Annotated in this window: 20 protein-coding genes and 2 pseudogenes; 14 read left to right on the forward strand and 8 right to left on the reverse strand. The window is 30.9% G+C overall.

What is annotated here, in order from left to right:
* The first annotated feature begins 27 nt into the window (after window positions 1–27).
* Window positions 28–1668 carry an alkaline phosphatase PafA gene (gene pafA / locus PG912_RS10110; RefSeq protein ID WP_275687447.1) on the forward strand — a complete coding sequence of 547 codons (1641 nt, stop codon included), beginning with the start codon at window positions 28–30 and terminating at the stop codon, window positions 1666–1668.
* Between the two features lie 64 nt (window positions 1669–1732).
* Here pafA and PG912_RS10115 read toward each other — a convergent pair whose 3' ends face one another.
* Together PG912_RS10115 and PG912_RS10120 are read right to left on the reverse strand one after the other, a co-directional pair.
* A complete protein-coding gene (locus tag PG912_RS10115; RefSeq protein WP_260586715.1) occupies window positions 1733–1888 on the reverse strand; it encodes a YqaE/Pmp3 family membrane protein in 156 nt (51 codons plus the stop codon).
* A gap of 113 nt (window positions 1889–2001) precedes the next feature.
* A complete protein-coding gene (locus PG912_RS10120; protein WP_275687448.1) occupies window positions 2002–4506 on the reverse strand; it encodes a M14 family metallopeptidase in 2505 nt (834 codons plus the stop codon).
* 2046 nt (window positions 4507–6552) lie between these two features.
* Between PG912_RS10120 and hglS the strand changes: the two are divergent.
* From hglS to PG912_RS10140, 4 genes and pseudogenes are all read left to right on the forward strand, one after another.
* Window positions 6553–7883, forward strand: a pseudogene (gene hglS / locus PG912_RS13825) (2-oxoadipate dioxygenase/decarboxylase HglS).
* A gap of 109 nt (window positions 7884–7992) precedes the next feature.
* Window positions 7993–8451: an Lrp/AsnC family transcriptional regulator gene (locus tag PG912_RS10130; RefSeq protein ID WP_275687449.1), complete on the forward strand. Its 459-nt coding sequence runs from the start codon at window positions 7993–7995 to the stop codon at window positions 8449–8451.
* Complete coding sequence (locus PG912_RS10135) at window positions 8451–9101, forward strand: Dph6-related ATP pyrophosphatase (protein ID WP_275687450.1); 651 nt, start codon at window positions 8451–8453, stop codon at window positions 9099–9101. Before PG912_RS10130 ends, PG912_RS10135 begins: the two co-directional genes overlap by 1 nt.
* 20 nt (window positions 9102–9121) lie before the next feature.
* Window positions 9122–12036, forward strand: a pseudogene (locus PG912_RS10140) (FAD-binding and (Fe-S)-binding domain-containing protein).
* A gap of 58 nt (window positions 12037–12094) precedes the next feature.
* Here PG912_RS10140 and ctlX read toward each other — a convergent pair.
* From ctlX to PG912_RS10155, 3 genes are all read right to left on the reverse strand, one after another.
* Window positions 12095–13030 carry a citrulline utilization hydrolase CtlX gene (gene ctlX, locus PG912_RS10145; RefSeq protein ID WP_275687451.1) on the reverse strand — a complete coding sequence of 312 codons (936 nt, stop codon included), beginning with the start codon at window positions 13028–13030 and terminating at the stop codon, window positions 12095–12097.
* Between the two features lie 17 nt (window positions 13031–13047).
* The gene (locus PG912_RS10150) at window positions 13048–14091 is read right to left on the reverse strand and encodes a flavin-containing monooxygenase (RefSeq protein WP_275689042.1); all 1044 of its coding nucleotides are present in this window, start codon (window positions 14089–14091) and stop codon (window positions 13048–13050) included.
* Window positions 14092–14240: 149 nt separating this feature from the next.
* Window positions 14241–15029, reverse strand: a complete 789-nt coding sequence (locus tag PG912_RS10155; protein ID WP_275687452.1) for a S1/P1 nuclease — start codon at window positions 15027–15029, stop codon at window positions 14241–14243.
* Between the two features lie 121 nt (window positions 15030–15150).
* Here PG912_RS10155 and PG912_RS10160 point away from each other — a divergent pair, with 121 nt between their 5' ends.
* The 9 genes from PG912_RS10160 (at window position 15151) to PG912_RS10200 (ending at window position 24048) form a co-directional block, all read left to right on the forward strand.
* Window positions 15151–16011 carry an SPFH domain-containing protein gene (locus PG912_RS10160; protein WP_275687453.1) on the forward strand — a complete coding sequence of 287 codons (861 nt, stop codon included), beginning with the start codon at window positions 15151–15153 and terminating at the stop codon, window positions 16009–16011.
* Between the two features lie 2 nt (window positions 16012–16013).
* Window positions 16014–16172, forward strand: coding sequence for a DUF4177 domain-containing protein (locus PG912_RS10165; protein ID WP_275687454.1), 159 nt, complete (start codon window positions 16014–16016; stop codon window positions 16170–16172).
* Window positions 16173–16174: 2 nt separating this feature from the next.
* Window positions 16175–16660 (forward strand): DUF6141 family protein, encoded by a 486-nt coding sequence (locus tag PG912_RS10170; protein ID WP_275687455.1) that lies wholly within the window; start codon window positions 16175–16177, stop codon window positions 16658–16660.
* Window positions 16657–17580: an alpha/beta hydrolase family protein gene (locus PG912_RS10175; protein WP_275687456.1), complete on the forward strand. Its 924-nt coding sequence runs from the start codon at window positions 16657–16659 to the stop codon at window positions 17578–17580. Before PG912_RS10170 ends, PG912_RS10175 begins: the two co-directional genes overlap by 4 nt.
* Window positions 17581–17582: 2 nt before the next feature.
* Complete coding sequence (locus PG912_RS10180; RefSeq protein WP_275687457.1) at window positions 17583–17747, forward strand: Arc family DNA binding domain-containing protein; 165 nt, start codon at window positions 17583–17585, stop codon at window positions 17745–17747.
* Between the two features lie 278 nt (window positions 17748–18025).
* Window positions 18026–21229, forward strand: a complete 3204-nt coding sequence (locus tag PG912_RS10185; protein WP_275687458.1) for a WD40/YVTN/BNR-like repeat-containing protein — start codon at window positions 18026–18028, stop codon at window positions 21227–21229.
* Between the two features lie 73 nt (window positions 21230–21302).
* Window positions 21303–21962, forward strand: a complete 660-nt coding sequence (locus PG912_RS10190) for a DUF2490 domain-containing protein (protein ID WP_275687459.1) — start codon at window positions 21303–21305, stop codon at window positions 21960–21962.
* Window positions 21963–21993: 31 nt separating this feature from the next.
* Window positions 21994–23301, forward strand: coding sequence for a DUF819 family protein (locus PG912_RS10195; RefSeq protein ID WP_275687460.1), 1308 nt, complete (start codon window positions 21994–21996; stop codon window positions 23299–23301).
* Between the two features lie 39 nt (window positions 23302–23340).
* Window positions 23341–24048 (forward strand): DUF4369 domain-containing protein, encoded by a 708-nt coding sequence (locus PG912_RS10200; protein WP_275687461.1) that lies wholly within the window; start codon window positions 23341–23343, stop codon window positions 24046–24048.
* Between the two features lie 75 nt (window positions 24049–24123).
* Here PG912_RS10200 and PG912_RS10205 read toward each other — a convergent pair whose 3' ends face one another.
* From PG912_RS10205 to PG912_RS10215, 3 genes are all read right to left on the reverse strand, one after another.
* Window positions 24124–24957: a universal stress protein gene (locus PG912_RS10205; protein WP_275687462.1), complete on the reverse strand. Its 834-nt coding sequence runs from the start codon at window positions 24955–24957 to the stop codon at window positions 24124–24126.
* 84 nt (window positions 24958–25041) lie between these two features.
* Window positions 25042–25740, reverse strand: coding sequence for a sulfite exporter TauE/SafE family protein (locus tag PG912_RS10210; protein WP_275687463.1), 699 nt, complete (start codon window positions 25738–25740; stop codon window positions 25042–25044).
* Window positions 25740–26186 (reverse strand): FixH family protein, encoded by a 447-nt coding sequence (locus tag PG912_RS10215; protein WP_275687464.1) that lies wholly within the window; start codon window positions 26184–26186, stop codon window positions 25740–25742. The genes PG912_RS10210 and PG912_RS10215 overlap by 1 nt, the downstream gene beginning before the upstream one ends.
* Between the last annotated feature and the right edge of the window lie 54 nt (window positions 26187–26240).

The following is a 26240-nucleotide window of genomic DNA, read 5'->3' on the forward strand; positions in this document are numbered from 1 at the left end:
TTGGTTTTATCAATTTTAAAAAACAAAATGAAAAAAACACTTCCTTTAGCTGCTATCATTATACTTTGCTTATGCAGTTTTATCTCTACTGAAAAGAAAAAAACTAAAAAACCAAAACTGGTTGTTGGTATTGTTATCGACCAAATGCGCTATGATTACCTTACTCGTTTTGCTAGTAAATATGGTAAAGATGGTTTTAATCGCTTATTAAATGGTGGGTTTTCTCTTGAAAATGCTCATTATAATTACATCCCAACTTACACAGCTGTTGGTCATGCGTCAATATACACCGGAACTACACCTGCAAATCATGCTATAATTAGTAATAGTTGGTACGATAAATATTTAAAAAAATCTATTTATTGTGTTGATGACAGTAATTATAAAACCGTTGGTATTAACGGAATAAATGGAAATAAATCTCCACATAGAATGTTAACCACTACAATGACTGATCAGTTAAAATTAGCTCAGAATATGAACGGAAAAACTATTGGTATAGCAATTAAAGATCGTTCTGCAATTTTACCTGCTGGTCATGCAGCAAATGGCGCTTATTGGTTTAACGGTGGTAATGAAGGTAAGTGGATTACCTCATCTTACTACATGGATAAACTTCCTGAATGGGTAACCAAATTTAATAGTTCTAATATTGCAAGTGACTATCTAAAAAAACCATGGAATACACTTTATGATATAAATACTTATACTGAAAGTATTACTGATGATAATAATTTTGAAATGCCTTTTAAAGGTGAAAAGAAACCAGTTTTTCCACATGACATACCTAGTTTAAAAAGCAATAACAGCAATTTTAGTATCATAAAAGCAACACCTGCTGGAAATTCTTTAACTACTGATTTTGCAAAAGCAGCTATTATTGGAGAAAACTTAGGAAAATCTGATCATACAGATTTTCTAGCTCTTAGTTATTCTTCAACAGATTATGTTGGGCACCAATTTGGAGTAGCTTCAAAAGAAATTGAAGATACTTATTTGCGTTTAGATAAAGATTTGGCTAACTTATTTCAGTTTTTAGATACACAAGTTGGCGAAGGTAATTACACTTTATTTTTAACCGCAGATCATGCAGCCGTTCAAGTTCCATCATACTTACAATCTGTTAAAATTCCTGCTGATTATTTTAGCTATAAAAATTTTAATGAATTTGTTAGTAAAACAACTTTAAAATATTTTAAATCTGATGATTTAGTTGAAAAGATATCTAACTTTCAGATTTTCTTAAACAAAGAAAAAATAGAAGAATTAAAATTAAATACAAATGATGTTGCTCAAAAAATTGCTGATGAAGTAATTAATTTTAAAGGTATTTACAAGTCTGTAACTGCAAGAACTTTACAAACTACAACTTTTACCTCTGGAATTTTAAATTCGTTACAAAATGGATATAATCAAAAATTTTCTGGAGATGTTTTATTGGTTCCAAATCCATCAACAATTAGTCATCCACGAAAAGGTACAACACACGGTTCAGGGTATTCTTATGACACACATATACCAGTAATTTTTTATGGTAATGGAATAAAAAAAGGAACTTCTAAAAAGAAATATGAAATTATAGATATTGCTCCTACAATCTCAAATTTATTACAAATAGAGTTTCCAAACGGTTCTACAGGTAAAATTATTGAAGAAGTTTTAAACTAAAAAAAAGCACTCTACAATGAGTGCTTTTTTTTGTTCAAAATATATACAAAAAAGGGGACGCTATTTATTTAGGATTATTTAATATAATAAGAGCAGCAATTACACCAGGTACCCAGCCACAAAGCGTTAACAAAAACACAATTATGATTGATCCACAACCTTTACCTATTACCGCTAATGGTGGAAAAAAAATTGCTAATAAAACTCTTAGTAAACTCATTTATTTTATAATTTATTAATCTACTATATAGACGCTTATCTTTCTGATTTGTTACAATAAAAACCCGCTAATAGCGGGTTTTTATTTTTTAATAATTAAAAAACTACTAATTTCTACATTAACTTCCCGAAGAAAATAGCATTCATTAATAACTTGTTTGTACCGAACCAAAAAGCTCTAAAGTTCGTGTTATCAGTAAAAACAATAACCTTACCTGACCCTAATCTATTAACTTTAAACGGAACCGTATTTTTTAATACATTTAAGTTTTCTTTAGAAACATAACCACTCAACAAAGGGTTATCGGTATATTGTATCGGATTATTATAACTCTTTTTGTCTGCCTGAATAAACTGACGTGTATTTCTAAATAAAGCGATTTTATTATTCTTACACCCAAAGTTTACAGGATGTGAACGATCAATTTTAGCTTCAAAAATAGCACCACCTATTACTTGCGCACCCGATTGTAACGATTTGTTTTCAAACGATATATTTTCAACTGTATCAATCTTAGTTTTATTAAATTTTAAGTTGATAAACTTTTTATTTGATAACCAATTCACAGCATTTCTATAACCAATTAAAACACCACCATTTCTTACCCAAACTTTCAATTTCACTTCTAGTCTTTTATCAACCGAATAACTATTAGGCACAATAATCGTTGTATACTTCTCTAAATTTACTCTTGAAGCATACGAAACATCTAATTTTGTTAATTTCATTTCAAAACGCTGATCTAATAAATGCCAAATTTCACCAGCATCGTAACTCGTCATTCCACTACCAACTAACATCGCTACTTTTTGTGGTTTTATTGCTCGGAAATTTCTACTACCTAAATCAATTCCGTCATTTAATCCCGTAGATACTCCTGAAATTTTAATATGATTTTCAACCGCAACTTTATTTAAAAACTCATATAAGTCTGAGCTTTTTAATTTCTGATTTTGAGCTGGAATAAAAATGGTTCCGTAATCAAACGATTCACCGTTATTTTTAAACTGCTTCATTGCCACTTTTGCACGCAATCCGTTTTCTAAAATTTCATTTAACGCTTTCGGAGTTTCATATTCATTCCACGAAAACAAATATCCAACACTACTTTGGTTTTTAATTGTTCCTTCTTTTTTCTTTAACTCAATAATTTCTTCTCCTGCTTTTGATAAAGAAATATTATCAGCAAAATCTACTCCAAAGGCATGATTGAATGTCCATGCAGAAACATCGTAAAATAAACTATCCTTAAAAGTTGTTCTAACATCAAACATTGCTTTTACCAATCGATTATTTTTCTGATTCATTGGCACAACATAACTATAACCTTTTTTAAATTTTTTTCCTTTTGATGTAAAATCAGTTTTTAATTCGTGTATTTTTATTTGATGCTTTTTTAAAACTGCTGCTAAATGATACGTTTTTACGGCATCTTTTTCATCACCAAAAACAATCGCTTTATTATCTCCAGAATTTCGAGATTTCTCATAAAAACTTTGTTGATATTTTAAGATTTTTACGCGCATATTTTTAGCTGCTTCTAAAGTTGATAAAGTAGCTGTAAATTGATTGCGGATTGTAAACGGAAAAGTTAATATTCCGTTTTCACTTTCTTGCGCATGTCCGCGAGAACTTCCTTGTTCGAACAAAATACCGATGCTCCCATTAATATCTGGAAATGTTGAACCTTTTCCATAGTAAAAATCATCAAAACTCTCTTCTGAATAATATGTAGATCCTATTTTATCAAAAGCCTTTGCGTGATAGGTTGCAATTTCTTTGGTTAAATCTTGATTCATCTGCGGAGTTAACGGGTTAGTTCTACTCGGAATTCCCGGTTGAAAAAAGAAACTCGAATTGGTTCCCATTTCATGATGATCAGTTAAAATATTTGGTAACCATTTATGAAAAGATGCTATTCTGGCTGCACTTTCAGGTAACTGAACTGGCAACCAATCACGATTCATATCAAACCAATAATGATTTGTTCTTCCACCTGGCCAAACTTCGTGATATTCTCTATCATTAGGATCAGGATTTATATTGTCTGCCTTGTTCGTATTTGCCCAATATGCAAAACGTTGTAAACCATCAGGATTCAAAGATGGATCAAATAAAATTACTGTATTATCTAATAACTCATCAATTTTAGTTCCTTCTGCTGCAGCTAAATAATAAGCAGATGCTAATGCAGAGTTTGTTCCGCTTGGCTCATTTCCATGAATAGAAAACCCTTGGTAAACAACAATCGGTTGCTTAGATACATCTATCGAAACATCATCAGTTGCTTTTATATGTTGTTTTCTAATCCGTTCTAAATTCTGCTGATTTTTAGCTGAAGTAATTGTTAACAATAATAATGGTCTTCCTTCATATGTTGTTCCTCTATTTTCTATCGAAACTCTATCGGAAGCCTTTGCCAAAGCCTTCATATATTCTACTAACTTATCGTGTGTAATATGCCACTCGCCTACTTCATGACCAATAACCGATTTTGGTGTGGGTATATTTTTAGCATACGAAACATCAGTAGGCAAATAATATGATAAATCTAATTTTTGTTGTGCAGCTACTGAAATTGACACCAAAATTAATAGTAGTAAAAAAGCTTTTTTCATTTGTTATGTTGTTTGATAAGTTAACAAATATATTAAATCAAAAAGTGGTATTTTAAATATTAACACCTTGTTTTAACGATTAAACAATCGCTATTCATATAAAAGTAACAAAAAAGTTCAACTAGTTGTTTTTTAGCATTAAAGTCAACTCATTTAAGATCAATAATGAATAGGTAATTAAAAGGCAACATCTTTAAAAAAAATTTATAAACATAGGTTAACAAACTAACTATAAAATCATTATATATTTGTAGTGTTATTATACATAGCATACCCCCCTAATGTTATAACCACCATTTAATAATAACATCCCCTTATAAATTAACCCTTAACTTGTGTGTTATGGGTTTTTTTATGCTCAAAAAATGCTTCTACAGCTATCTATTATAAAATAGCCACATATTTACCATGTTATCAAAATATAATTCTCTTATCAACAAATAAAAACTTCTATAAAGCTTAATAAATCACTTTATAAACATAGGTTAACAAACTAACTACAAAACAGTTATATATTTGTAGTGTTGTTATATATAACTTACCCCCCTAACGTTATAAACCCCCTTAAATAATAACATCCCCTTATAAATTAACCCTTAACTTGTGTGTTATGGGTTTTTTTATGCCCAAAAAACGCTTCTATAGCTATCTATTATAAAACAGCTACATATTCACCACGTTATCAAGACATAATTCTCTTATCAACAAATAAAAACTTCTAGAGAACTTAATAAACCACTTTATAAACATAGGTTAACAAACTAACTACAAAACAGTTATATATTTGTAGTGTTGTTATATATAACTTACCCCCTAACGTTATAAACCCCCTTAAATAATAACATCCCCTTATAAATTAACCCTTAACTTGTGTGTTATGGGTTTTTTTATGCCCAAAAAACGCTTCTATAACTATCTATTATAAAACAGCTACATATTCACCACGTTATCAAGATATAATTCTCTTATCAACAAATAAAAACTTCTAGAGAACTTAATAAACCACTTTATAAACATAGGTTAACAAACTAACTACAAAAGAGTTATATATTTGTAGTGTTGTTATATATAACTTACCCCCCTAACGTTATAAACCCCCTTAAATAATAACATCCCCTTATAAATTAACCCTTAACTTGTGTGTTATGGGTTTTTTTATGCCCAAAAAACATTTATTCTTACTTAGATAACTGAAAATGAAACAATAAACAGTTACACACTTAACAACCAGAACGAATAAATACCATTTACACACTATTTCTTACCAATTACACAAAATTTATTTTTACAGTATAAAGCAACAGATTAATCTTGTAAATTTGTGCCAGGGGAATATTAATTATAAAAACAAAATCATGGCTAAACAACTACACAAATGGGGATTAAGTGTTTTAAAAACTACAGCAATGCAATTATCTGAATTAGGTAAAGCTGCTAGTTACGCTATCAATAATTAATTAAAAATTACATCATAAAGAAAACCATTCATTTTATACAAAATGGATGGTTTTTCTTTTTACAAGAAGCATTAATTACTACAACTACATATCTGTACTTTCGAAATTCTTCATAAAGAACTTGCTATAAATTCAGATAAAAATTTACTATATTTCATCGGATAACGAAAAGCAAACTCAAACAAGAAGTAATCTATTTTGTAACTTACAATGTTACAGAAGATGATCTTTTTAATTGATCATCAAAAGCATAATTTATCTGAATGAAAATCAAAAAAATGTTTATGCATATTCTAAAACAGATATCACCTAACAACAAAGTCAAATTGATTTTTTAAAACCTCTTTTTTAATTAAAATTGTTTTTTCTCTTAAAAAAATACCTCCAAGAAAAACTAAAACAACACATAACAACCTATTTTTAGGTTATATTTACATTAAAAACACACATTAAAGATTAATTTCATTTATTTTGTATTTAAATCAAACAAATTATGTCATCAAAAAGCACAGTACAAGTTTTAAATACAGCAAAGGCATTTGCCTCTCCAGAATACATTCGTAATCGCTTCTCTACGATTATGTCTGACATGTATAAAAATGAAGTACCTCTTTACGGTGAACTACTTGATTTGGTTCATGAAATTAACGACAATGTGCTTTCTGAATCTAAAGAAATAAAAGAGCAATTAGTACATACTGGCGAAATTACTCGACTAAATATGGAACGTCACGGAGCAATTCGTTTAGGCAAGCCACATGAACTATTTACAATGAGGCGTCTCTTTAAAGTTATGGGAATGTTTCCTCTTGGGTATTATGATTTAGCAACCGCAGGTGTTCCTGTTCATGCTACAGCGTTTAGAGCTATCGAAAACACAGCGCTTAACCAGGCTCCTTTTAGAGTTTTTACCTCCCTATTACGTTTAGACTTAATTGATGATGATAAGCTTCGTAACAATATAGAAACTATTTTAGAAGACCGTCATATTTTCACAAAGAAAGTCCTTGAATTAATTGAAAAATCTGAAAAAGAAGGAGGCTTAAATAAAGAAGATACCGAAATATTTATTCAAGAAGCATTGCAAACTTTTCGATGGCATGATACTGCTACGGTAGATCACGAAATGTACGAAGCACTACTAGGACAGCACAGATTAATTGCTGATGTAGTTGCTTTTAAAGGCCACATATAAACCACCTAACACCAAGATCTTTAGATATAGACAAAGTGCAAATAAGTATGGCCGCTCGTAATATTACTCCAAAAGACAATATAGAAGGACCTCCTGCTAGAAAATGCCCTATTTTGTTACGTCAAACAAGTTTTAAAGCATTAACAGAAAAAGTAATTTTTAAAGGTAAAGTTGGAAATGAAAAAACAGGAGAACACAAAGCTCGTTTTGGAGAGATTGAACAACGAGGTGCGGCATTAACACAAAAAGGATTAGACTTATATAATGAGTTATTAGGTAAAACACGTAAAACAATTGGAGGATCACCAAATGCTGAAAATGCTTCAGAGTACAACCAATTATTAAAAGAAAATTTTAAAATATTCCCTGATAACTATAAAGAGCTGCAATCAAAAAAACTTGCCTATTTTCATTACTTTACTACAGATAAATCAAAAAATATATCTAAAAATAAAACACATACAAAATTAGATGTAAATCAATTATTAAAGGATGGTTATTTAACTATAGAACCAATGGTTTACGAAGATTTTTTGCCAGTAAGTGCTGCGGGAATTTTCGCCTCAAACCTAGGTACAGATGATGCAAAACATGAATATGAAGGAAGCTCTAATCAATCTTTATTTGAAAAAGATTTAGGAGAACCTGTTTACGAATTAATGAGATGGTATGAAAACATGCAAGATGAAACCATAAAAAAATGTTTAGCGCAAATAAATGCTTAATATTAAAATTATGTAGTCTTACTATATAGCATGCGGCTACATTTTTTTTAATAAAAAGAGCTTGTATATTTACAAATTAAATGAAGATCATTCTAACAAAACTATACTTTTGAAAAATCAATTTGATTATATAGACAAGCAAATACTATCAAAACTACGTTTAGATGCTCGCAAAGCCTTTTCACAAATAGCTGAAGAATTGAAAGTTTCCAATTCTTTAGTACATCAACGTATAAAAAAACTTACTGCCGAAGGTGTTATTAAAAATGCTGAGTTTGTTTTAGAAGAAAACAAGTTAGGTTATAAAACAAAATCATACACTGGTATTCGTTTACGTGAAGCACGCTTTGCAAAAGATGTTATGAAAGAATTAGAAAAAATACCTGAAATTACTGAATGTAATTTTGTTTCTGGTAACTACGCTATTTTCATTCTAATTTACGCAAGAGATAATCAACATTTACAAAAAATATTATATGATAGTGTGCATTTAATAAATGGTGTGGCAGGAACCGATACTTTTATTTGTTTTGATACTTGTTTTAAAAGGAATATACCAATAGAATAATGATAAATAAAACAGCAGCCGTTTTATGGACAGGCGGAAAAGATTGCGCTTTGGCTTTTTTTAAAGCACAACAAGCAGGCTATAACATTACTCATTTAGTAACATTTGCTCCTAAAAACCCAGATTTTAAAGCACATCCAATTCACTTGATAAAAAAACAAGTAAAGGCTATTGGTATTCCGCATTTAATATTAACAGTAAGCGCTCCGATAAAACAAAGTTACCAAAACACTATTCAACAATTAAAAGAATTTTATAAGATTGATACTTTAATTACTGGTGATATTGATGAAGTCGATGGACATACTAATTGGATTGAAGAATGTTCGCTAAAATCAGGCATGAAAGTTTTTAATCCTTTATGGAAAAAAGAAAGAATCTATTTACTAAACGAATTAATTACGAATGATTTTACAGTAGTATTTTCACTAGTAAAAAAAGAAGATTTAACTAGCGATTGGATTGGTAGAACTCTTGATAAAACCGCTATTAATGATTTAAAAAAGAAATTAAATATTGATATTTGTGGAGAGAACGGAGAATATCACACTATGGTTTTAAATGCTCCTTTTTTTAAACATCAAATAGTAGTAAACAAAGTTGAAGTTATTGAGAACGATAAATACTACTATTTAAAAACAATACTATAAACCTTTTAGGTGCTTAGATAATGGCAAAGAAAACACATTTACTAGATTTAGAAAAGAGTTTAAAAGGTGAATTATTTTTTGATGATTTACACAAAAATTTATATGCTACCGATGCATCTGTTTATCGTAAAATCCCGTTAGCAGTAACTTATCCGAAGGATAGTGAAGATCTTAAACTTTTAATTGATTTTGCTACAAAAAACAACATCACTTTAATTCCGAGGGCTGCAGGAACTTCTTTGGCAGGTCAATGTGTTGGTGATGGTATTGTTGTTGATATTTCTAAACATTTTACTAATATTTTAGCTTTTGATGAGCAGCAAAAAACCATTACAGTTCAACCCGGAATTATACGAGATGATTTAAACAGATTCTTAAAATCTTTCGGATTATTTTTTGATCCAAATACCTCAACTTCTAACCGCTGTATGATTGGCGGAATGGTGGGAAATAATTCATCAGGAAGCACCTCTATTCGTTACGGAGTAACACGTGATAAAGTAATAGCTATTGAAGGATTATTATCTGATGGGAGTAATGTTCTTTTTTCTGAAATTACTTCGCAAAAGTTCAATCAAAAAAAATAGAAAACTCTTTAGAAGGTACTATTTATAGAACCATTTATACAGAACTTTCTCAAGAAGCAGTTCAACAAGAAATAATAAATGAATTTCCGAAACCAGAAATTCACAGACGAAATACAGGTTATGCAGTAGATGAGTTTTTAACCTCTGATTTATTCGGTGGAAGTGAACCCACTATTAATACCGCAAAATTTTTATCTGGTAGTGAAGGAACGTTAGTTTTCTCTACTGAAATCACCATCCAATTAAACGACTTACCTCCTACTTATAGCATTATGGTTTGTCCGCATTTTACCAGCGTAAACGAAAGTTTAAAAGCTACGGTAACAGCTATGAATCACCAATTATATGCCTGTGAATTGATGGATAAAGTAATTTTAGATTGCACCAAAAACAATAGAGAGCAAGCTAAAAACCGCTTCTTTTTACAAGATGATCCTGAAGCTGTTTTAATGTTAGAAGTTTCTGCAAACACTATAGAAGAAGCTGAGGTTTTAGCTGATAATTTAATTGAAGATTTAAAAAACAATAACTTCGGATATCATTATCCGAAAGTATATGGAAATGACATTGCCAAAGTGCATCATTTACGAAAAGCCGGATTAGGTTTACTGGGTAATATCGTAGGAGACATGAAAGCGGTTGCCTGTATTGAAGACACTGCAGTTGCTTTAAACGACTTACCTGAATACATCGAAGAGTTTACCCAAATAATGGATAAATATCAGCAAGATGCTGTTTATTACGCACATGCTGGTGCAGGAGAATTACACTTACGACCGATATTGAATTTAAAAAAACAAGAAGATGTTGTTTTATTTAGGAAGATAACAACTGAAACTGCTCAACTTGTAAAGAAATATAAAGGTTCGTTTAGTGGTGAACATGGTGACGGAATTGTACGCGCTGAGTTTATTCCGTTAATGATTGGTGCTAAAAATTACGAATTATTAAAACGAATAAAAAAAGCATTCGACCCGAATAATGTATTTAACAAAGGAAAAATTACAGATGCTTTTCCGATGGATAAAAACTTACGTTATGAAATCGACAGAAAAGAACCTCTTATAAAAACATTACAAGATTTTTCTGAAAGCGAAGGTATTTTAAAATTGGCTGAAAAATGTAACGGTTCTGGTGATTGCCGTAAATCTCCTGAAGCTGGCGGAACATTATGTCCGAGTTACAGAGCTACTAAAAACGAAAAAGAAACTACACGAGCAAGAGCCAATATGTTACGTGAAGTTTTAACAAATAACACCGCCAAAAACAAATTCGATTCTAAAGAATTAAAACAAGTCTTAGACTTATGTTTAAGCTGTAAAGCTTGTGCTACCGAATGCCCAAGTAATGTTGATATTGCCTCTATGAAAGCTGAGTTTTTATATCAATACCAAGAAACCAACGGTTATTCTTTTCGCAGTAAATTATTTGCCAATAATGCAAAATATAATAAATTAGGAAGTAAACTCCCTACAATAACAAACTTTTTAACCAACACATTGTTAGCTAAAAAAATAATGGGAGTTGCAACCCAGCGCTCGGTTCCTAAATTAGGAAAACAACCTTTAGATAACTGGTTAAAAAAACAAATTGTCACTTCTAGTGCAGATAAGAAACCTTCTAAAAAAACTGTTTATTTATTCAACGATGAGTTTACCAATTTTTACGATGCCGAAGTTGGTAAAGACGCTGTAATCGTTTTAAAAAAATTAGGGTACGAAGTAAAATATAATAACCACGAAGAAAGCGGTCGTAGTCATATTTCTAAAGGATTTTTAAAAGAAGCGAAAGAATTGGCTAATAAAAATGTCGCTATTTTTAAAGACAACATTACTAAAGAAACTCCGTTAATAGGAATAGAACCTTCTGCTATTTTAACTTTTAGAGATGAATATATTCGTTTGGCAGACGATAAATTATCCGCAGAAAAAATTGCTAAAAATGTTTTTACTATTGAAGAATTTCTAGCTACTGAAATTGAAAAAAATAACATTAGCACCTCTTTATTTACATCTAAAAGCAAAGAGCTTAAAATTCACGGACATTGTCATCAAAAGGCATTATCATCAACACACGCCAGTTTTACGATGTTAAACATTCCGAAAAATTATAAAGTTACCATCATGAATACTGGTTGTTGCGGAATGGCTGGTAGTTTTGGTTACGAAAAAGAGCATTATAAAGTAAGTATGCAAGTTGGTGAAGACACCTTATTTCCAAAAATTAGAAACTGCGCAACAGAAATAGAAATTGCTGCTGCAGGAACGAGTTGTCGCCATCAAATTTATGACGGAACCAAACGTACTGCTAAACACCCTATTACTATTTTAAAAGAAGCATTAATTTAACAACAACTTCACGAATACAATATTTCGTGAAGTTATTTTAAAATTTTATTTTGATTTATTAAGCTTTTGGTAAAAACACTTCAGCCATCATACAGCGAGCACTACCGCCGCCACAAGTTTCAATAGTTTGTAATGAACTATGTACTATTTTACAATATTTCTCTATTGTTTTTATTTGACTCGTAGTTAACGAATTATAGGCTGACGTACTCATAATTAAAAAACGTTCATCATTGCCACCGCTTACCTGTAACAAATTTCCTGCAAATTGTTGTACTTGCTTTTCGGTAATAGCTATCACTTCTTTTTTATCAGATTTCAACTGCTTTACGAGTTCCTTTTTTTCTTTTTTATCATCTATAGCCTCTAAACAAACCACTGTAAAAGTTTCTGCCACACACATCATTACATTGGTATGATATATGGCTTCTCGTTTTTCGTTAACCGTTTGATTTGCGGTAAAAATTACGGGTGTATATTCAAAATCCTCACAAAATTCGATAAATAATTCTTCATCCGCCCTTGGCGATAAAGCACAATATGCTTTGCGATTTGCGCGATCTAAAATCATGCTTCCGGTTCCTTCTAAAAAAATAGTTTCTTCTTCAGCTTCAGAATAATCGATTACATTTTTAATCTCAAAACCTTTTGTTTCTAAAATTTGTAATACATCTTCTCGTTTTTCTAAACGTCTGTTCTCAGCAAACATCGGATAAATTGCAACATCACCATTTTCGTGAAAAGAAACCCAGTTATTTGGAAACAATGCATCTGGAGTATCAGGCTCTTTAGTATCTTCAACAACAATAACATTAATACCTACTGTTCTTAACTTAAGCACAAAAGCATCAAATTCTTGCTGGGCTTTTAAGTTAATTGAAGCAGGTAACATACCTGCCAATTCTTGTTGATAAAAATTATTTACAGCCGTTTGCTCGTTCATTCTAAAACTCGCCGGACGAACCATTAAAATAGTATTGGTAGTTTGTTGCATACTGTTAAAATATAAAATTAGTTTTTATTACGAATAATATCTGCTAGGTAATTTGCATCTTTTGGTACTCCACCCAAGGTAGCTGATCCACGAGTAAACATCCAAGGTAAACCAATAAAATATAACCCATCTATATTACTTACACCTCTATAATTTTTTGGATAATTATCTTCATCTAACTCCAATCCTTCAATCCATTTAAAGTTCGGACGATACCCTGTTGCCCAAATAATATTTTTGATCGTTGATATTTTATCTTTTTCGAACTCTATTTCAGTATTTAAAGCATCTTTTGTTCTTCCAACAGCGATTACATTTTTTCTAGATAAAATTTCTTTAACATCCGTACCAATAACTGGTTGTATTGATGTGTTTATTTTTTTCCCTATCCAACTATATTTACTATAACTTAAAAACCCGATTAAGGTAAACCACCACCAAAGTGTTTTACCTAAAAATTGTTGCGGTAATGATTTTACGTTTGTGTTTCCTGAAAAATATACGGTTCTGTTTTTATCTTTAGAAATTTCATCTAAAATCTGATAACCAGAATCTCCTGCTCCAACCACTAATGCATCTCCGCCTTGTAACTGATTTGCTTTTTTATAGTAATTACTGTGCATTTGAAATATACTTTCTGATATTTTAGTATTACAAGGCGGCGTGTACGGAATATGAAACGGCTCTGTGGCAACAATTACATTTTTTGTTACTATCTCGCCATTTTTATAAGTTACATAAAATCCGTTTTCATTTTTTCTTACAGATTTAATTAATGTATCTAATTGTAAAGGAATATCAAATTTTTCTACATATAACTTAAAATAATTACTAACCTCAAATTTTGTAGGATAATGTCCTTTAGGAGCATCAAATTTCATCCCTGGCAAATGATTGTATTCTGTTGGCGTAAACAATTTTAAAGAATCCCATCTATTTAACCAAGAAGCACCAATTTCTTTTTCGCCGTCAATTACTAAAAATTTCTTATTCATTTTTTTTAAATGATAAGCCATTGATAGTCCTGCTTGAGCACCTCCAATAATTACATAATCTAACATCAATCTTATTTTATATTTACTCATCAAAGGTATAAACAATATAATAGCTATTGAATATTTTTACTGATAATTCTACACGATAAAAATCAGCATAAAAAAAGCTCGAAAGATTAACTTTCGAGCTTTTTTTATTTTAATAAATTTAGTTCCTAGCAGAAAATATCATTCAATAATTTCGCTAAACGTACCCCTCCTTTTTGTAACTGCTCTCTAACAACAGGAAAATAATCATACGAATAACGGTAACGTAATTTATCGCCTGATTTTACTGAGCTGTATACTTTTTTTGTTAATTCATGCGTATCATGTACCCAATCTATTACAGTTCCTCTTTGTAGTACTTTAACCTGTTCTTTTGATAATTTTTTAGCATTGTTTGCCAACTCAAGATAACTCATTTTCCAGCCACCAATCATATCTTCATCCCAAACTCTATGCAAGTTTGTTCCTTTTCCATGCCATTGTACCTGAATTGCATTACCTCCTTTATCTTCTTTTCTTCCAACATGCATTGGTTGGTGTAAATCGCCTACTAAATGCACTAACATTTTTAAATAGAAACGCTTGTCTTCAACAGTACTTTTTTTATCTTTTAAAACCTTAACACATTCTTTTATACCTGTAACTAAATCTCCTTTCGGATTTTTCTCTGATGCTTCGTATTTAGTATCAAAAGGCATATTTACATAATGCCACGTATAAAATCTACCATATTTTTTTCTATCAGATTTAATTTCATCTGCATACGTAGATACAAATGCCAAACTTTCGCCTTGTAATAATTTGGCTATTTTCTTTTTAGCAGATTTAGTTAAATTGTTTTCAGCAATTTTACCTGTTGCTCTATGACCTGTTTGTCCCCATAAATCTTCATTATTGGCAATAGATGAAACACTAATAAAAAAAATACAGCACAGTAATAATAACTTGGTTTTCATAAATAAATTTCTATTAATTTTTTGCTAAAATATAAAATATTTAGTCACAAATTTGGATTTAACAATAAATTAAACATATCTTTACGATATCATTTTGATATCACTTTAATTTAAAATAAAAATGAAGACAGAAAAAATAATAAAACCAGCAAATGGTTATTTAATGCTATTAGTAACACTAACGTTTTTCTTTGGAGGAATTGTAATGAGTATAATAGATGAAACCCCTATTTATCTTCCTGTTACGCTTATCGGATTTATTGGACTGTTTGGTTTCATTTTAGTAAACCCAAACACATCTAAAGTAATTTTACTTTTTGGTAAATATGTTGGAACCATAAAAGATAACGGTTTATATTGGGCTAATCCTTTATACAAAAAGAAAACAATTTCGTTAAGAGCAAGTAATTTTGATAGCGAACGTTTAAAAGTAAACGACAAATTAGGAAATCCAGTAATGATTTCTACCATTTTAGTTTGGCGAGTTACCGAAACATATAAAGCTGCCTTTGATGTTGATAATTACGAGAATTTTGTTCGTGTACAAACAGATGCTGCGGTGCGAAAATTGGCAAGTATGTATCCGTATGATAATTTTGCTGACGAAGGTCATGAAGAAGATATTACACTTCGTTCAAGTGTAAATGAAGTAAGTGAAGCTTTAGAAAAAGAATTGGAAGAACGTTTAGCTATTGCAGGAATTGAAGTTTTAGAAGCTCGAATTGGTTATTTAGCTTACGCACAAGAAATTGCAAGTGCTATGTTAAAACGCCAGCAAGCAACGGCTATTGTTGCTGCGCGCCATAAAATTGTACAAGGAGCTGTTGAAATGGTTGAAATGGCTTTAGAAGAATTAAATAAGAAACAAATTGTTGAATTGGATGAAGAACGCAAAGCTGCTATGGTAAGTAATTTATTAGTGATTTTATGTGGAGATAAAGAAGCTTCTCCGGTAGTAAACACAGGAACTTTAAATCATTAATTATGAAAGAATATAAAGTAGTACAACCCAAGTTAGGCCTAAGAAATAGAACCCAGAAATACGAAGATCTTCTAAATCAATACGCAAGAGATGGTTGGGTTGTAAATAACATATTTCAAAGTACTGGAGGCATTATATTTGAACGTAACAAGAACAGGTAATAATGAAAATTTTTAAAGAAGAACAACGTTTTACTCAATGGTGGATTTGGCTTTTATTTTTAAGTCTAAACCTATTTTTCTTCTATGGTATTTACCAACAATTAATTTTAGACATTCCTTTTGGAAGCAAGCCTACATCTAATATTTTTTTATTAATTACTAGTTTTATTTTTTTAATAGCTACAGTTTTCTTCTTCTATTTAAAATTAAAAACAAGAATAGATGAAACCGGAATTTACTATCGCTTTTCTCCTATTCAATCTCAATTCAAAAAAATTAAATGGGATAGCATAAAATTTGTTAGAGTACTAAAATTTAAACCAATTGCTGATTACGGCGGATGGGGAATTAAAAACAATTCCTATACAGTAAAAGGAAACAAAGGCATCCTATTCGAATTTAAAAATGGAAAAAAATTCTTAATTGGTACTCAAAAACAAGATGAAGTAAAACGCGTTTTAGAAACCTATAAAAACAAATTATCATGATTAGAATACTCACAATTATTATCTTTTATACTTTTAGTAGCGTTGTTTCTTTTGCTCAAATAAAATCAGAAGAAATATTAATAAAAAACAATGAAATTGAATTACCTGGGACTTTAACTTTTACTTCAGAGAAAACTCCTTTATTAATTTGGATTCATGGTTCTGGTAATGTTGACAGAGACGGAAACCAACGCCCTTATGTAAAAGCTAATTACATAAAACAATTCCGCGATAGCGTTAACCAACAAGGTATTGCTTTTTTTAGTTACGATAAAAGAACTGCAAATCAAAAAAACATGCCAATTTTAAAAAAAGGGGTACTATTTGATTCTTTTATTTCTGATACTCAAAAAATTATTTCTCATTTTAAAAATAACAAAAGGTTTTCTGAAATTAGTTTAATCGGTCACAGTCAAGGCTCATTAATAGCAATGCTAGCGAGTAAAAACAGCAATAAATATATTTCTTTAGCAGGTTCTTCTAATTCTATTGATCAAAAAATAGTTGAACAAATGAGAGCCAAAAATCCACTTATTGTTAACACGCTACAAGAACATTTTAAGGAACTAAAAGAAACTGGTGGAATCAAAAATGTTGATCCAACTTTAGTTACCATATTCAATCCACAAAACACTCCTTTTTTTAAAAGCTGGATGAAATACAATCCATCCGAAGAAATTAAAAAATTAGAGATTCCTGTATTAATTATTAACGGAACGAAAGATTTACAAGTATCAATAGAAGATGCAAAAACACTACATAAATCTAGTTTAAAATCTGAATTAGTACTTATAGAAAATATGAATCATGTTTTAAAACATATTGATAAAGATGAAAATAATATGAAATCATATTTTTCTGCCGATTTTCCTTTATCAGATAAATTAATTAAAACCGTTGTTACTTTTGTAAAAAAATAGCCATGGCAAAAAAGAAAGCATTTGCACTTCGCATAAATGAGGACATGATTAAAGCTATTGAAAAATGGGCTGCTGACGAGTTTCGTTCTACAAACGGACAAATCGAATGGATGTTGATGCAAACACTTAAAGATGCAAAACGCGAGCCTAAAAAAAAGGAAGACTAAAATTAACATTCAATTTTGTTTATAGCTAAATAACGGAACGTCATTCTGAATTTATTTCAAAATCACACCTTAATAATAAATCGTAAATTGTGATGAGAACCTGAAACAAGTTCAGGTTGACGCAAAGTGAATTATTATAGCATCAATAAAAACGTATCAAAAAGCTTTTTCTTCAACAAAAAGGAAAAATAATTTCTTAATAAAACGTTAAAAGCCACTCAATAATTATTGAGTGGTTTTCTATTTTGTAACTTGTTCTGCAAATCAAACTAACTATAATGAAAAGAATATTTTCAATCGTATTTTTACTGATAACGCCACTCCTATTTTCACAAGAATTTTCGATGGATTTAGTTAAAAAAATGAAACCTAGAAACATCGATCCAGGTGGAATGAGCGGACGCGTAACTTCTATAGATGTTGTAGAATCTAATCCCGAAATAATGTATGTTGGTACAGCATCAGGTGGAATTTGGAAATCTACTTCTGGAGGTATAAAATGGAAACCTATTTTCGAAAAAGAATTAACCGCATCTATTGGTGCTGTTGCTATTCAACAATCAAACCCAAGTGTAATTTGGGCAGGAACTGGTGAAGGAAATCCTAGAAACAGTTTAAATGGCGGATTCGGGATTTACAAATCGTTAGATGCCGGTAAAACATGGAAAGCCATGGGATTAGAAAAAACACGTCATATTCACCGTGTAATAATTCACCCAACAAATCCTGATATTGTGTATGTTGGTGCTATTGGTTCGCCTTGGGGTGAGCATAAAGAACGTGGTGTTTACAAAACTACTGATGGTGGAAAAACTTGGAAACAAATTTTATTCAACAATATAAAAACAGGTGCGGCTGATTTAATTATGGATCCGTCAAATCCTAATAAATTAATCGCTGCCATGTGGGAACACAAGCGCGATCCTTGGTTTTTTAAATCAGGTGGGAAAGGAAGCGGAATGTACATTACACACGATGGTGGAGAAAATTGGAAAAAAATTACCGATAAAGAAGGTTTTCCGAAAGGAGAACTAGGTAGAATTGGTGTTGCCATTGCCCCTAACAATCCTGATGTAATTTATGCTTTGGTAGAAGCCAAAAAGAATGCACTTTATAAAAGTGAAGATGGCGGATTTAAATGGAAAAAAATAAACGACAAACCAGGTATTGGAAATCGTCCTTTTTATTATTCTGAAATTTATGTAGATCCTCAAAATGAAAATAGATTATATACTGTTTTTACCTACATCAACGTTTCGCAAGATGGCGGAAAATCTTTTAAACAATTAATGCCTGCTTATGGTGTTGATAATGGAGTGCATCCAGATCATCACGCATGGTGGATTCATCCGAAGAATGGAAAATTTATGATTGATGGAAACGATGGTGGATTAAATATTACCAAAGATGGTGGTAAATCTTGGCGATTTATCGGAAATCTTCCTGTAGCGCAATTTTATCATATTAATGTTGATAATGAGTTTCCGTATAATGTTTATGGAGGAATGCAAGACAACGGTTCTTGGCGCGGACCTGCTTATGTTTGGAAAGCACAAGGAATTAGAAATAGTTACTGGCAAGAAATTAGTTTTGGAGACGGATTTGATGTAGTTCCTGATAAAGATGATGCTCGTTATGGATGGACAATGAGTCAGCAAGGATCAGTTTCTCGTTACGATTATAAAACAGGTAATAATTACAACGTAAAACCAACACATAAAGACCCGAATGTAAAATTACGTTTCAACTGGAATTCAGCTATTAATATTGATCCTTTTGATAATTCGACGCTTTACTTCGGAAGTCAGTTTGTGCATAAATCGGTAGATAAAGGATTAACTTGGGAGGTGATTTCGCCTGATTTATCAACCAATAATCCAGAAAAATTAAAACAAGCCGAAAGTGGTGGTTTAACTATGGATGCTACTGGTGCTGAAAATCACTGTACCGTTTTAGTTATTGAGCCTTCTCTTTTACAAAAAGATGTTTTATGGGCTGCTACTGATGACGGACAAGTTCACATCACAAAAAATGGTGGCGCAATTTGGACAAATGTTGCTAACAACATTAAAGACTTACCTAAAAACTCTTGGGTTACACAAATTAAAGCTTCAAACAAAAATAAAGGTGAAGCGCTTTTAGTTGCCAACGATTACAGACGTTTTAACTACGAGCCGTATGCATACAGAACTAAAGATTACGGAAAAACTTGGCAACGTATTGTTGGTAAAAATGATGTTGAAAGCTATGCTTTATCAATTATTGAAGATCCAGAAAATGCAAACTTATTATTTTTAGGTACTGATGATGGATTGTATATTTCTTTAACCGCAGGAGAAAAATGGACAAAATGGACAAATGGTTTCCCAACTGTTCCTGTTAAAGATTTAGTAATTCATCCTCGTGAAAACGACTTGGTAATTGGTACTTTTGGTAGAGCTGCTTGGGTTTTAGATGATATTCGCCCACTACGTGCTATGGCAAAAAATAATGTTACCAATCAAAAATTAACCTTGTTTGCACCACCAACTGCTTATCAGGCAGCTAGCCAACAACCAACAGGAAGTAGGTTTGGTGCCGATGCAATGTATCAAGGTGAAAACAGAAGGCGTGGTGCTTTAATTTCATACTACATCAATAAACCAATTCAAAAGAAACAAGAATCAAAAAGCAAGAAACAGGATAAAAAAGATGTTCGTTCGAGCGCAGTCGAGAATAAAATCAAACACGATTCTATTAAATTAGAAATTTTTGACGGAACTCGAAAAATAAGAACCCTAAAATTTAAAACTCCTAAAGAAAACGGATTACACAAAACTACTTGGTATTTAAGAGAAAAAGGTGTCGCTAGAGCTTCTAGAAGTATCAGAAAACAACGTAGAGAACCAGGTGGTGTTACTGTAAAACCAGGGACTTATAAATTAAAAATGACTTTTGGGGATGCTGTTTCTGAACAAAATATTAACGTTGAATTTGATCCTAGATTACAAATATCAGATGAAGCTATCAATCAGAAATACAATGCTAGCAAAGAGTTGGAAACCTATCAAGAGAAAATTGCTACTGTTGTAAAACAATTGGTTGAAAGTAAAAACACAGCAACTTCTTTAAAATCTAAATTTACCAAAGAAGATAAAAAGAAGTACAAGGTAGAAATAAAAGCATCAAAAGAAATTATCAAAAAAATTGATACTTTAATCGCAATGTATTTAGGTACAATTGATAAAAGACAAGGAATTACTCGCAATCCTGAAGTTACAATAAACAATCGTTTTAGTACAGCTCGTTGGTATGTTGGCAGTAGATTTGGGAAACAAACAGCAACTGAAAAACAATTAATAAATCAGTTTAAAACATCTTACACTAAAGGAATAGAAAAAACAAATATTTTCTTTTCTGAAGATTGGAAAAAGTATAAATCGACTGTTGAAAAAATTGAAATTTCTCCTTTCAAAAAAACTAGTACTTTTTCTATAAATTAATTATTTTTGAAACTTAATTAAATTTAAAAATCTCCTACCCTTTAGCGTAGGAGATTTTAATATTACATACATTATGAAAAAAGCAATTTTTATCTTTATTATTTTATTCTCATTAAAAAACACCGCTCAGAACACTCCTCAAAATGAATTAGGAGCTTGGTATATGTATAACGGTTCTCATCAAATTTCTGATAAGTTTAGTTTAAAAACGATGGCTCATTTTCGTTTTTTTGAAATTGGAGATGATATGCAACAATTTATTGGTCGTTTAGGAGGAAACTACAAAATCAATAAAAACATGAGTGCTACTTTAGGGTATTCGTATTTAAACACCGATGGTTCTTTTAACGTTGACGGAGGTGAAGTAAATGAACACCGTATTTATGAAGACTTTAATTTAAAGCATAAAATAAACAAACTTGGTTTAGCGCATAGATTTAGAGCTGAACAACGTTTTTATAACTCAATAACCTCACATTTTATACGCTACCAAATCGGGTTAAGTCATCCTTTAAACGAAAAGTGGAGTACTTATTTATATAATGAAGTATTTTTTGATTTTGATGACGAAGCTTACAATCAAAATTGGTTGGGTGCAGGTTTTAAATATCATTTATCTAAAAAAACAACATTTAAAGCTGGCTACCAGAGAATAAACGTAAATGGTGGCGGTAATTTTAATAGAATTCTTTTAGGTGTTGCGATTAATACAGATCATCGTAAAAAGAAATAAAAAGCTATTTTAGCAAAAAACTAATTAAAAAATGAGCGCACCAACTTTTACAAACGATGCTATTGTATTTGGAATCTTAATGATTTCTTTAGGATTTGTATTTTATACAGAATCTAAAACCGATGGATTTTGGCATAAATTTTATAAAATAGTACCTGGTCTTTTTATGGCTTATTTTATACCTGCTATTTTCACCACTTTTGGCGTGATTTCTCCCGAATGGGAAACTGTAACCGTAACCGGTGAAGTTGTAAAAGGAAAATCTCAATTATATTATGTTGCTAGTCGATTTTTATTGCCTGCTGCCTTAGTTTTAATGACGTTGAGTATCGATTTAAAAGCTGTTTTTAACTTAGGTTCTAAGGCATTAATTATGTTTTTTACAGGAACTGTAGGAATTGTAATCGGTGGACCTTTGGCTATTTTATTAATCTCAATATTTTCTCCAGAAACAGTTGGTGGTGCAGATTTTGACGCAGTTTGGCGTGGACTTTCAACATTAGCCGGTAGTTGGATTGGTGGTGGCGCAAACCAAACAGCTATGTTAGAAATTTACCAGTATAATCCTCAAAAATATGGAGGAATGGTATTTGTTGATATTGTAGTTGCTAATATTTGGATGGCTATTTTATTAATAGGTATTGGTAGAAAAGATAAAATTAATAAATGGTTAAAAGCTGACACCTCAGCTATTGAGGAATTAAAAGAAAAAGTATCTAAATTTACACAAAGCGTAAAAAGAAATCCTTCTTTAACTGATATAATGATTATGTTGGCTATAGCTTTCGGAACCGTTGGTTTTGGCCATTTTGCATCTTCTTATTTAAGTACCTTTTTTAATGATTTAGTTGCTGGTATTAAATCTGAAACATGGAAAAACATCTTTACCTTTTTAGGTGCTGGTTTCTTCTGGTTAATTAGTATTTCAACCATTATTGCAATAGCTTTATCGTTTACAAAAGCAAAAAAATACGAAGGTGCTGGCGCTAGTAAAATTGGTAGTGTCTTTATTTACATTTTAGTAGCAACCATTGGTATGAAAATGGATTTAGCCATGATTTTTGATAATTTAGGATTAATTGTTATCGGTTTAGTTTGGATGAGTATTCATGCCGGTTTGTTAATTTTAGTTGCTAAATTAATTAAAGCTCCGTATTTCTTTTTGGCAGTTGGTAGCCAAGCCAATGTTGGTGGCGCAGCCTCTGCTCCTATCGTTGCTCAGGCATTTCATCCATCATTAGCAACCGTTGGTGTTTTATTAGCTGTCTTCGGATATGCAATTGGAACTGTCGGTGCAATATTATGTACAATTTTAATGGAATTATCCGCTACTTTATAAGAGAAATCTGCATATTTGCAATTCAAAATTTATAATCACATGAAAAAACTTATCGCTATTTGTGCGTTTTCAATATTAGCTTTCGCTTGTTCTTCTAAAAAAGAAGGAAATATGATTGTTAAAGGTCAGATTAAAGGATTAAAAAAAGGTGTTTTATACCTTCAAAAGATGAATGATACAGTACTTGTATCTGTTGATTCTATGACATTATTAGGTGATGATAAATTCATTTTAACAGATGATGTTGAATCTCCAGAAATGTATTACCTAACTTTTGATGGAAATACAAACGAAAAAAGCTTAATGTTTTTTGGTGAAAAAGGAGAAATTACTATTAATGATAAATTAGAAGAGTTTGGTTTTAGACCAGTGATAACAGGATCTAAAAATCAAGAAGTTATGGATAAATTTCGCGATATTAATCGAAAATTCCAAGATCAACGTTTAGAGTTTATTAAAAGAGATATGGAAGCTCGTCAAGCTAAAGACGAAGAATTAATAAAACAAGTAGCAGTTGATTATAAGAGAATGATGCGTCGTCGTTTTTTATTTTCTACCAACTTTGCCATCGCAAATGCGGATAATGAAGCAGCTCCTTATATTGCTTTGTCTGAATTATACGATGCTAATATTATGTTATTAGATACCATTAACAATAGTTTATCTGATAAGGTTAAAAACTCAAATTACGGAAAACGTTTGCAAAAATTTGTTAACCGCATAAAAACTGAAGAAAGCGCTAAATAATAAAAACTTCTTTTTATAAACTAAAAAAACTCGATACTAATAGTATCGAGTTTTTGTTTTTAAAAATTTCATCTATTAAATCTTAAATGAGATGATAGGTAACTTACTATGATTTGCAATATCTTCTGAGATACTTCCTTCAAAGAAATGAGACACCCCTTTTCTACCATGTGTAGCTACCGCGATAACATCAGCATCACTTTTATTAGCAAAATATAATACGCCGTTCTCAACTGTGTAATCAAAAACAATTTCAACCTTTTCTATAGCACTCGCATCTTCATTTGCCTTTTCAAAAAACTGCTTCATTTTTTCTTCTATTTCTCTACTACTTTTAAATTTTGTAGATGGTGTACTAACATATACCAATTGTATAGTACCACCAGTTTTTTTGAAAAAAGTTTTTGCTTCTAAATAAGGAGTAACATCATCATCAGAAAAATCGCATGCAAAAACAATCTTTTCTATTCTTTTTGCAATCGCTTTTTCTTTAACTACTAATACTGGTACATGTGCATGACGAATTACTTTTTCGGTATTAGAACCTATAAACATTTCTTTTAATCCATCAGCTCCTTTAGATCCCATTACAATTAAATCTACATTTTCTTCTCTCGCTAATTGATCTAATTCACTAAAAATTTTAAAGTGTTTAATTATTGGTGTTACTTTTATGTCTGATAAATATTCTTTTTGCAAAAACTCTTTGAATTTTTTTTCTGCTAACTTTAAGTAAAAAAACGTTTCTTGATTAGAAAATGCATCTGATTGATTAACTAATGCGTTCGAAAGTTCTAGCATATGAACTACTACAACTTCTGCATTGTTTTTCTTAGCTAAGAAAGCGGCTGTTTCTAATGCGTTTTCTGAATGAATTGAAAAATCTACAGGGACAATTATTTTTTTCATAATATGATTTATTTGGGTTTAACTACTTTTATAAAGTTACTAAATTTATATCATAAAAAGGATGACTTATATCATGTATATAACTCAATGACAACCCTCTACCGAAGTAACTATATCTTTAACTGGTAACGGAGAAACATAAGGTATACCTAAACCTAAACCTCGTAAGATGAATAAAACACCTATAAAAACGACTACATACGGAATTGCTTGTTGAATTCTTTTTCGTAGCAATCCGTTCGCAAAATTACCTACATAAACTATGATCGTCATTAACGGAATTGTTCCTAATCCGAAAATAAACATATATAAACTTCCCGACAAAGCATTGGTTGTTGTTAAGGCTCCAAAAACGGCCATATACACCAATCCGCAAGGAAGAAATCCGTTTAAAAATCCGATCGTAAAAAAAGTATCGTTTCCTCTCTTTTTTAATTCTTTTCCTAAAGCAGCTTTAACTTTCATTACAAATTTATTCAGCTGCTTTGAAAAATTATATTTCTGAAAAGTCTTTGGTAAAAGGATAACTAAAATCATCAAAACACCAACTATAATTGAGAGCTGTTGCTGAAATCCGAAGAAATAAAATCCTTTTCCTAAAAGCCCAAACAGCAATCCTATTAAACTATAGGTAAATAAACGCCCTAAATGATAACTAAGTATTTGGAAAAACTGTTTTACCTTATTGGTTCTATCAACAGGTAACATAAAAGCAATTGGATCGCACATGCCTATGCAGTGAAAGCTACCTATTAAACCAAATATGAGTGCCGAAAGAAACATTAATAATTTAATTCTTCTTGATATAAATATGCTGTATTTTTGTAGTTCCAAGAAACTGTAATGTTCCAACGACCACCTAACAAACGTTTCTCAGGCACGAGCAAATATGTATTAGAAATTGAAATAAGGGTTTCAAAATCTAATTGCTTATTAGATGGTCTGTATAGGAACACTTTTCCTTTAATATCAGTAGGATTAAATTCTGTTGGAAAATATATTTTTAATCCTTCTGGTACTCTTTTTACTATAATATTTTCTTTTAAATTTTTTGCGTTTTTTGTTGCGTCTATATTTTCTTGGAACTCTAATTCCTTTTGATAATACTTTTCAGTTACCAAATCGTGATTATAATTTTCACCAGTACTCATCGATATAACGAAGTACATAATAAAACTCATAAATGCTATAATTACGATTACTATACTTGTGCCCCAGTTTAGTTTCATCTTTTTTGTTTTTTATGCCTAGTCGAACACAGTTTAAAGCTCTTTTATTAAGCG

The sequence above is a fragment of the Tenacibaculum retecalamus genome (assembly GCF_027941755.1).
Lineage (GTDB): Bacteria > Bacteroidota > Bacteroidia > Flavobacteriales > Flavobacteriaceae > Polaribacter > Polaribacter haliotis_B.

What these genes read in the sequence shown, in the direction of transcription:
- pafA (WP_275687447.1), top strand. Translation starts at nt 28, where the DNA reads ATGAAAAAAACACTTCCTTTAGCTGCTATCATTATACTTTGCTTATGC.
- PG912_RS10115 (WP_260586715.1), bottom strand. Translation starts at nt 1,888, where the DNA reads ATGAGTTTACTAAGAGTTTTATTAGCAATTTTTTTTCCACCATTAGCG.
- PG912_RS10120 (WP_275687448.1), bottom strand. Translation starts at nt 4,506, where the DNA reads ATGAAAAAAGCTTTTTTACTACTATTAATTTTGGTGTCAATTTCAGTA.
- PG912_RS10135 (WP_275687450.1), top strand. Translation starts at nt 8,451, where the DNA reads ATGATAAATAAAACAGCAGCCGTTTTATGGACAGGCGGAAAAGATTGC.
- ctlX (WP_275687451.1), bottom strand. Translation starts at nt 13,030, where the DNA reads ATGCAACAAACTACCAATACTATTTTAATGGTTCGTCCGGCGAGTTTT.
- PG912_RS10150 (WP_275689042.1), bottom strand. Translation starts at nt 14,091, where the DNA reads ATGTTAGATTATGTAATTATTGGAGGTGCTCAAGCAGGACTATCAATG.
- PG912_RS10155 (WP_275687452.1), bottom strand. Translation starts at nt 15,029, where the DNA reads ATGAAAACCAAGTTATTATTACTGTGCTGTATTTTTTTTATTAGTGTT.
- PG912_RS10160 (WP_275687453.1), top strand. Translation starts at nt 15,151, where the DNA reads ATGAAGACAGAAAAAATAATAAAACCAGCAAATGGTTATTTAATGCTA.
- PG912_RS10165 (WP_275687454.1), top strand. Translation starts at nt 16,014, where the DNA reads ATGAAAGAATATAAAGTAGTACAACCCAAGTTAGGCCTAAGAAATAGA.
- PG912_RS10170 (WP_275687455.1), top strand. Translation starts at nt 16,175, where the DNA reads ATGAAAATTTTTAAAGAAGAACAACGTTTTACTCAATGGTGGATTTGG.
- PG912_RS10175 (WP_275687456.1), top strand. Translation starts at nt 16,657, where the DNA reads ATGATTAGAATACTCACAATTATTATCTTTTATACTTTTAGTAGCGTT.
- PG912_RS10180 (WP_275687457.1), top strand. Translation starts at nt 17,583, where the DNA reads ATGGCAAAAAAGAAAGCATTTGCACTTCGCATAAATGAGGACATGATT.
- PG912_RS10185 (WP_275687458.1), top strand. Translation starts at nt 18,026, where the DNA reads ATGAAAAGAATATTTTCAATCGTATTTTTACTGATAACGCCACTCCTA.
- PG912_RS10190 (WP_275687459.1), top strand. Translation starts at nt 21,303, where the DNA reads ATGAAAAAAGCAATTTTTATCTTTATTATTTTATTCTCATTAAAAAAC.
- PG912_RS10195 (WP_275687460.1), top strand. Translation starts at nt 21,994, where the DNA reads ATGAGCGCACCAACTTTTACAAACGATGCTATTGTATTTGGAATCTTA.
- PG912_RS10200 (WP_275687461.1), top strand. Translation starts at nt 23,341, where the DNA reads ATGAAAAAACTTATCGCTATTTGTGCGTTTTCAATATTAGCTTTCGCT.
- PG912_RS10205 (WP_275687462.1), bottom strand. Translation starts at nt 24,957, where the DNA reads ATGAAAAAAATAATTGTCCCTGTAGATTTTTCAATTCATTCAGAAAAC.
- PG912_RS10210 (WP_275687463.1), bottom strand. Translation starts at nt 25,740, where the DNA reads ATGTTTCTTTCGGCACTCATATTTGGTTTAATAGGTAGCTTTCACTGC.
- PG912_RS10215 (WP_275687464.1), bottom strand. Translation starts at nt 26,186, where the DNA reads ATGAAACTAAACTGGGGCACAAGTATAGTAATCGTAATTATAGCATTT.